This is a genomic window from Lutibaculum baratangense AMV1, from assembly GCF_000496075.1.
Classification (GTDB): Bacteria; Pseudomonadota; Alphaproteobacteria; order Rhizobiales; family Tepidamorphaceae; genus Lutibaculum; species Lutibaculum baratangense.
The window spans coordinates 1-6,894 of record NZ_AWXZ01000009.1 but is presented as its reverse complement, the minus strand read 5'-3'; the positions used below and the strand labels follow the sequence as shown (position 1 = coordinate 6,894).

7 protein-coding genes are annotated in these 6,894 nt (G+C 64.0%); 6 read left to right on the top strand and 1 reads right to left on the bottom strand.

Going from position 1 to position 6,894, the window contains the following annotated elements; all coding sequences use genetic code 11:
- Positions 1-553 (top strand): cysteine hydrolase family protein (locus N177_RS20860; RefSeq protein ID WP_152527811.1); only part of this gene is annotated, 553 nt, incomplete at its 5' end.
- 12 nt (positions 554-565) lie between these two features.
- Here N177_RS20860 and N177_RS01780 read toward each other — a convergent pair.
- Positions 566-865, bottom strand: coding sequence for a cupin domain-containing protein (locus N177_RS01780; protein WP_040484977.1), 300 nt, complete (start codon positions 863-865; stop codon positions 566-568).
- 270 nt (positions 866-1,135) lie between these two features.
- On the opposite strand from N177_RS01780, the gene N177_RS20375 reads away from it, so the two are divergent.
- From N177_RS20375 to N177_RS01760, 5 genes are all read left to right on the top strand, one after another.
- The gene (locus N177_RS20375; RefSeq protein ID WP_051402210.1) at positions 1,136-2,008 is read left to right on the top strand and encodes a hypothetical protein; all 873 of its coding nucleotides are present in this window, start codon (positions 1,136-1,138) and stop codon (positions 2,006-2,008) included.
- Positions 2,009-2,041: 33 nt separating this feature from the next.
- The gene (locus N177_RS21990; RefSeq protein WP_023430503.1) at positions 2,042-3,433 is read left to right on the top strand and encodes an ATP-binding protein; all 1,392 of its coding nucleotides are present in this window, start codon (positions 2,042-2,044) and stop codon (positions 3,431-3,433) included.
- A complete protein-coding gene (locus N177_RS01770; protein ID WP_244444222.1) occupies positions 3,333-3,704 on the top strand; it encodes a DNA methylase in 372 nt (123 codons plus the stop codon). Before N177_RS21990 ends, N177_RS01770 begins: the two co-directional genes overlap by 101 nt.
- A gap of 154 nt (positions 3,705-3,858) precedes the next feature.
- Positions 3,859-4,536 (top strand): hypothetical protein, encoded by a 678-nt coding sequence (locus tag N177_RS01765; RefSeq protein ID WP_244444221.1) that lies wholly within the window; start codon positions 3,859-3,861, stop codon positions 4,534-4,536.
- 14 nt (positions 4,537-4,550) lie between these two features.
- Positions 4,551-6,713: a 3'-5' exonuclease gene (locus N177_RS01760; RefSeq protein WP_023430502.1), complete on the top strand. Its 2,163-nt coding sequence runs from the start codon at positions 4,551-4,553 to the stop codon at positions 6,711-6,713.
- The last annotated feature ends 181 nt before the right edge of the window (positions 6,714-6,894 follow it).

Sequence of the window (6,894 nt, the reverse complement as noted above, 5' to 3'; positions counted from 1 at the left end):
GGAATTTCGAGCCTCTGGGCTGCCGGTCATCTTCACCAGGTACGTCGCCGACACGAGATACAGGAGGCTCGCCTCCCGCCTGACCTGGCTTCAGCTCTTGGAGCCGCCGACATCAGCCTGTGTCCCTGGCCGACTGCGGGCATACCCGGATGTGCAGGACGAGAAGGAAGGGGCAGCAGTGGTCGACGAGCTTGAGCCGCGGCCGGAGGAAACGGTAGTCGACAAGGTCTATTTCAGCGCCTTCCACGAGACGGATCTCGACCAGACGCTCCGCGACCTGCGAGTTAACAGTCTCATCGTCACCGGCACCATCACTGAGATGTGCGTCGAAGACACCGCTCGCCACGCCGTGCATCATGGATATCGTACGGTGGTCGTTTCCGATGCAGTGGCCTCGAACGATCTCGCCGGTCATGAGGCGGCGCTACGTGCTTTCGAGAAGAACTACGGCTGGGTTCTGCCTTCGGAAAGCATACGTGAAGCTCTCCGCCTCGAGAGGAAGCCTGCTGGGCAGCGAAACACTCATGATCTCCACGTGGAAGGGCAATCATAAGACACCCGAGCGTCAGCCGGCCGGAGTCTTCAGTTCCACCTCGATGAATGACATCGGCCCATCTCCGCCATTGACGACGTTGTGTTCAACGCCTGCCTCCCGGCTGTAGCTCACCCCCTGGTCGATCGTGACGGTCCGACTTCCTCCGCCTGGTTCTTCGAGCAGCATCTCACACATGGTCAGAGGCACGATCACGTATGGAAGTTCGTGACAATGCCATCCGGTCTCGGCACCGGGCTCGAAGTCCCAGCGCGTGACTCGCGTTCGTTTGTCGTCGACTTGGATGCTGGCAACGGCGTTCTGACGCGACATAGGTTCATCTCCAATTGACCGAGCGTCTCAAGCCCAGCTGATAATCGACGCGTAGAAAGGATCCTGGCCCCACTGACCTTGCCCCCGCGACGGATCCGACTCCAGCGCCTCCGAAGGTGACGGCGGAGTCTAGGCCGGGAAACGGGCGCCGTCGGGATCCGGCCGATAGTCGCCGTCGGCGTAGCGGATCAGGGTCTTCTTCGCCCTGCCAGGAAGGCTGCCGATGGTGGCGCCTCAGTTGCAAGACGCACCGGAGGCTTGGGGGACTTCATGGTCGAGAGGAAAGAACTCTACCGGTTGGTCTGGGCCGAGCCGATGATCAAGGTGGCGGCGAGGTTCGATGTTTCCGGCAGCTATCTGAAACCGTACAAGAAGCTGCTCGTCGACGTGACGGCCTCGAAGGCCGCCCTCGACAAGGCGCTCGAGTTTGCCAACGACCTCTTCAACGCCCTGGAGGCGGCAGGACACCGCGTCGTCATCGCTCCGGCCGGGCAAGCGCTTTCTCGGGCGGAGGTCGACGAGCGCGAGGTCCCGAGGAAGGAGCGGAACGTCTACTACCACCGCGGCACCTGGTCTCCGCACCGGCCGACCATCGTCTATGTCGGCACTGTCTCGATCGGACTCGCGATCGTGGAAATGTCGGAGGAGGTCCTGCTGAGGTATGTCGGCGGAAAGTACGTGCGCGACACCGACTATGTCCCGCCCAGAGCCTCCCGCCATTTTGTCGACCGCAGCTGGACGACGACGAATGACCTGCCATCTGGGCGCCTCCGGCTCGTGGCCTATACGAACTCGTCGCACCGAAGACGCGTGCGGTCGCGGTCGAAGCGAATGGCGGCTGCGTCGTCCTGGCCGGCAGCATCATCCGCAGCGACGCGAACGAGTCGGCCGGCGGGCCCGCCACGCAGCTCCGCCTCGAAATGCGTCACGCCGGACTACTGCGCGAGGAAGAGCCCGGTCACCTCCGCCTCCGGCGGGATATCCGCTTCTCCGGATGGAGCAACGCCGCGGTCTTCGCCAGCGGGTGCAAAAACTTCTCCGCAGCCTCCTGGAAGCCCGTCGCCCGCTTGCGCGAACTGGATCAGCCCTGGTCGATCCGGCGACTCTGAGCCCCAACCCTCGCGAACAACAAACCCTCTCTGACCAGGTGGCTCCGCGGCCGCCGATGGAGGCCTCATGTCTCACGACCGCGAAGATGACGATGAAGAGTTCGATCTCGATCTGATCCCGGACGATCCGAAGATGCTGCGCCCGACCACCGACAGAATCCTGGCGGATCTTGCCCTCGCGGAGGCCCTGTCGCCGAAGGTGCGTGCAGCTCTTGCCGGCGATCACGGCACGGTGGTCGTCATCCGGGTCCCCACCGCCGCCTGGGCGCCCCCGATTGCGTCGGCTGCGAAAAGGCTCAACCCCCAACTGACGGTCGATCGCCTCGTGGGTTCGCAGCGCGGCGCGCGGGAAATGGACGTGGGATGCACGATCGAGGAGTTGACGAGGGGCCGATCGGTCGCGCTGGTCACCCATGATCCGCAGAACCTGCTGCCTCCGGAGCTGGCGGCCACGGTTGATGTCACGGTCGACCTGGTTCCAGATCGGCGCCTTCTCGCCGACGTCATCGAGAGGATCACCGGAAAGAGACCGCGCGGCCTCAAGGACCGAGATCTTCGCGGGCTCGATCTGCCCGACATCTGCGCCGCGATCAGGCGAGGTTCGACACCTTCCGACTGCACGCGCCGGCTCAGGGCAGCCTCGCAGAAGAGAACGGCGGTCGAGATCGACCTCAGCGTGCCTCATCTGCGCAACCTGCCGTTGTTTGGCGAGGCCGAGGCGTGGGCGATCGAGGCGATGCGCGAAGGTACCGCGCTGAAGAACGGCGAGGCCGGGGCGCAGCCCGAGTACACGCTGCTCGCCGGACCGCCGGGAACCGGCAAAACGCTTCTGGCGCGGTCGCTCGCGCGCAGTCTGGAGCTGCCGTTCTTCGAGTCGTCCGTCGCCCAGTGGTTCGGCCGGACCAGCGGTCATCTCGATGGCGTTGTGAAGGCCGCGACGGCGTTCTTCGACTTGCTCGCTGCCTCTGCCCCAGCGGTAGGCTTCCTGGATGAGTTGGATGCGGGGCCGAACAGGGCGCGGATGAGTTCGAGGAACAGAGATTTCTGGACCCCCGTCGTGACGGGCTTGCTCCTGGAAATCGACCGCCTGAGACGGTCCGGAAGTCCCGTGCTCCTGATCGCCGCGACGAACCATGCTGACGCTCTCGACGCGGCTCTGGTGCGAGCCGGTCGCTTTGGTAGGCACGTGCTCGTTCACCCCCCTCGCAGCGCAGACGACCTCTGCAGGGTCCTCCGGTATCACCCGGCTCCTGCACCTGCCGATCATCAAGGCGCGGATGAACCCCGACCTTCACATGGCGGACGATCTGAAGAACACCGGCAAGGGCAATCTCTTCGTCGTCTTCGGCGAGCCGGACATGACGCTCACGACCCTTCCCGACGGCCAGCTGCAGGTGAAGGTGCACGGCGTCGACGTGTTCGATCCGGCGAGCGGCGAGATCCGCTCCGACGGCATTGACGGCATTGCCGCCTGGTTCATCGACACCGACTATGACGAGGAAAGCTTCTTTGTCCGCCACGCCTATTTCCTCGGCTCGGCCGGTAAGAACGGCGGCACCGACCCGTACAAGGCGCTGAAGACCGCGCTTCGCGCCGAGATCGACGAGGACGCCTGGGCGAGCCTCTACTCCGACACCTCACGGCCCTTCGAGCGCCCGGAGACGGGGCGGATCGCGGTGAAGGTGATCAACCATTTCGGTGACGAGGTGCTGAAGGTGATGGGGGTTTGAGGCTTTGAAAAAAGGGCTGAAGCTTCCAAGGCCGGTAAATCAGATCCAGCGCGACTTCGCTGAACTATGCGAGAAGGGAGGCGGCGTGTCCGGTGGGCCGCCTAGGCCCAAAGTGCAGCAACTCCCTCGCGACACCGGAAAGCAGCTCAACAAGATGGCCTATGGCGAGATGCAGATGGCGCTCGCGGTCGATGAGGACGCCGACCCGTGGCATGTATGCTTCGTGGTTGGCCTCGCCTGGGGGCGGTTGGCGAGGCTCGAAGAGAATTTCGTGGCTGCATCCATCGACTTCCTGCAAACGGGTTCACGCTCCTCGCTAATCACAGCGCAGATGTTCCACTACGAGCGTGGTCCGTTGCCGATCGAGCAATCCCTCAGTGGGGGGCGAAACCTTTTCGCGAAGGTCATCCTCCCTGCCGGATTGCCAGATGATCTCCAAAAATTGGGACGTGCGCAGGAGCGGTGGATGCCCCCCATCCTGTCAAAAGATCGGCCACGATACATCGGCAGTTGGAATGCGACGGCGATGTTCATGACTGCGCTTTTCGCGAAACCCGCCCTGGCGTCCACCATGACAACAGCTGAAATTGCGTTACCACCCGGAGGTCCGATATTCTCAGCGCTTAAAATACTTCATGAAGCCGGCCTCCTTGTACGGAAGCCCGAAGGCAGTGAACTCGATGATGCAGCCTTTGAGCCAGGTGCGATTTACGTAAACACTGGACTAATGGCGGATCTGGTTGTTGGTATATCCGACTGCAGCATGATCGACATGCACAGCGGGCTTTATATGCTGGGTACTCGACTTCCCGAGTCTGATACCTGGTTCTGACGAACGGGGAGTAGATGCCGACGATCCTCGCCGACACCTTCACGAGCTCGCTCGGCAAGCTCTCCAATGCCGAGCAGAAGCAGGCGAAGCTGAGCGCGTTCGATCTCCAGGCAGATCCCTCGCGGCCGGGCCTCCAGATGCACCGCGTCGACAAGAGCCGCGATCCCAACTTCTGGAGCCTGAGGGTGAGCCGGGATCTCCGGATCATCGTGCACAGATCCGGCGACAGCGTGCTGCTGGCCTATGTCGGCCATCACGACGACGCCTATGACTGGGCCATCCGGCGGCGCATCGAGGTCCACCCCACCACAGGCTCGCTGCAGATCGCGGAGGTTCGCGAGGCGGTCGTCGAACTGGACCGCCCGCGAGCGGCGCAGCAGTCGGGGTTCGATTTCGACGGAGGGACCGATGCCGATGTTGAGGGCGCTGGCGACGCCACGAGTGGTCGGGGTTCCGAGGACGACAGGAGATCGGCCCCCAAGAGTGCGCCTAGGCCGATCTTTGTCGCGCTCGATGGAGAGGCGCTCTCCTCGGTCGGCGTGCCGCAGGACTGGGTCGACGATATCAGGCAGGCCAGCGAAGACCGGTTCCTAGACCTCGCCGAGCATCTGCCACCGGAGGCGGCGGAGGCGCTTCTCGTCTATGCTGCGACGGGGCAATTGCCGCCGGCGGAACCAGCCTCGGCCGAGGCACAGGCCGATCCGTTCCAGCATCCGGACACACGGCGCCGGTTCCGCGTTCTGGACGGCGCCGAGGAACTGGCGGCCGCGCTCGAATGGCCGTTCGAGAAATGGGCGGTCTTCCTGCACCCGTCGCAGCGCGCCGTCGCCGAAAGGCGGTTCCGCGGCCCCGCACGCGTCGCGGGCTCGGCCGGCACGGGGAAGACGGTCGTGGCGCTCCACCGCGTGATGGCGGCTCTCAGGGCCGATCCGCAAGCCCGCGTGCTGCTGACAAGTTTCTCCGATCCATTGGCCGCGGCATTGAAGCGCAAGCTTAAGGTGCTGACGGCAGCCCGGCCGGACATGCTCGAGCGTGTGTTGGTCGCCCCGTTCCTTCAGGTGGCAAAACAGCTCCATACTCTCGCGACGGGCCGCGAACCGACGCTTGCCTCCAATGCGCTGGTCGACTCGCTTCTGCGACGAGGGGCAGAGGACGCAGGCGAAACGGCGTCCGACAATTTTCTGCGGTCGGAATGGCATCATGTCGTCGATGCCTGGCAGATCACCGACGTCGAGACATACGGCACCATCCCACGCATGGGCCGCAAGAGCCGGCTTTCCGCCTCGCGACGGGCCTCACTGTGGCCGATCTTCGAGCGCGTCCGAACCGAACTCGCTCAGCGCGCCGTTATGACCGAGGCAGCACTGTTCTCGGCCGTGACGGACGCCTGGACGAACCGAGGCGACAGCCCGTTCGATCACATAGTGGTCGACGAGGCGCAGGATCTCGGCGTCGCCGAGCTTCGCATGCTGGCTGCGATCGCGCCCGAGGGAGACGATGCACTGTTCTTTGCCGGCGATCTGGGACAGCGCATCTTCCAGCAGCCGTTCTCGTGGCGCGGGCTTGGCGTCGATGTTCGGGGGCGCTCGTCGACATTGCGCGTGAACTATCGGACGTCGCACCAGATCCGCCGCGCAGCAGATCGCCTGCTGCCACAAGCCTTGCGCGACACTGACGGCCTCGAAGACGATCGCCGGGGCGTGGTGTCTGTCTTCGACGGTGTCGAGCCGCAGATCGTTCTGGCGGAGAGCGAGGAGGACGAGACTACCGCCGTTGCCGCTTTTCTCATGGCACAGGTGGAGGCTGGCACGGCGCCCGCCGAGATCGGCCTGTTCGTTCGCGACAATTCCCAGCGACCACGAGCGCTCGCCGCTGTCGCGGCAGCCGGATTGTGCGGCGCCGAAACGGGAGAGGCAGATCGGACCGGCCCTATCGTCGACACGATGCACCTCGCCAAGGGGCTCGAATTTCGATCGGTGGTCGTGCTTGGCTGCGACGAGGACGCGCTACCTTCGATGGAGCGGCTTTCAAGCGTGTCAGACGAATTCGAATTGGACGAGGTCATGGCGACTGAGCGACAGCTTCTTTACGTGGCCTGTACCCGCGCTCGGGATTATCTACTCGTCACCGGGGTATCTCCCGGGAGTGTCTTCATCGAGGAAATGGCGGCCGGGTGAGAGTGGTCGCTCGAGAAGGGGTGCGCCGCGCCCTGTCTTGCTCAGTCGCCCCCCCGCAGTAGCCTGACCACGGGGTCACTGCGAACTCGCGGGCCTTGAGGCATTTTCTTGGCCAACCAGGAGCGACCGCGGGAGACGTCAAGATGAGGCTCATCTCTGCCGAGATCTACCGGATGCTCTA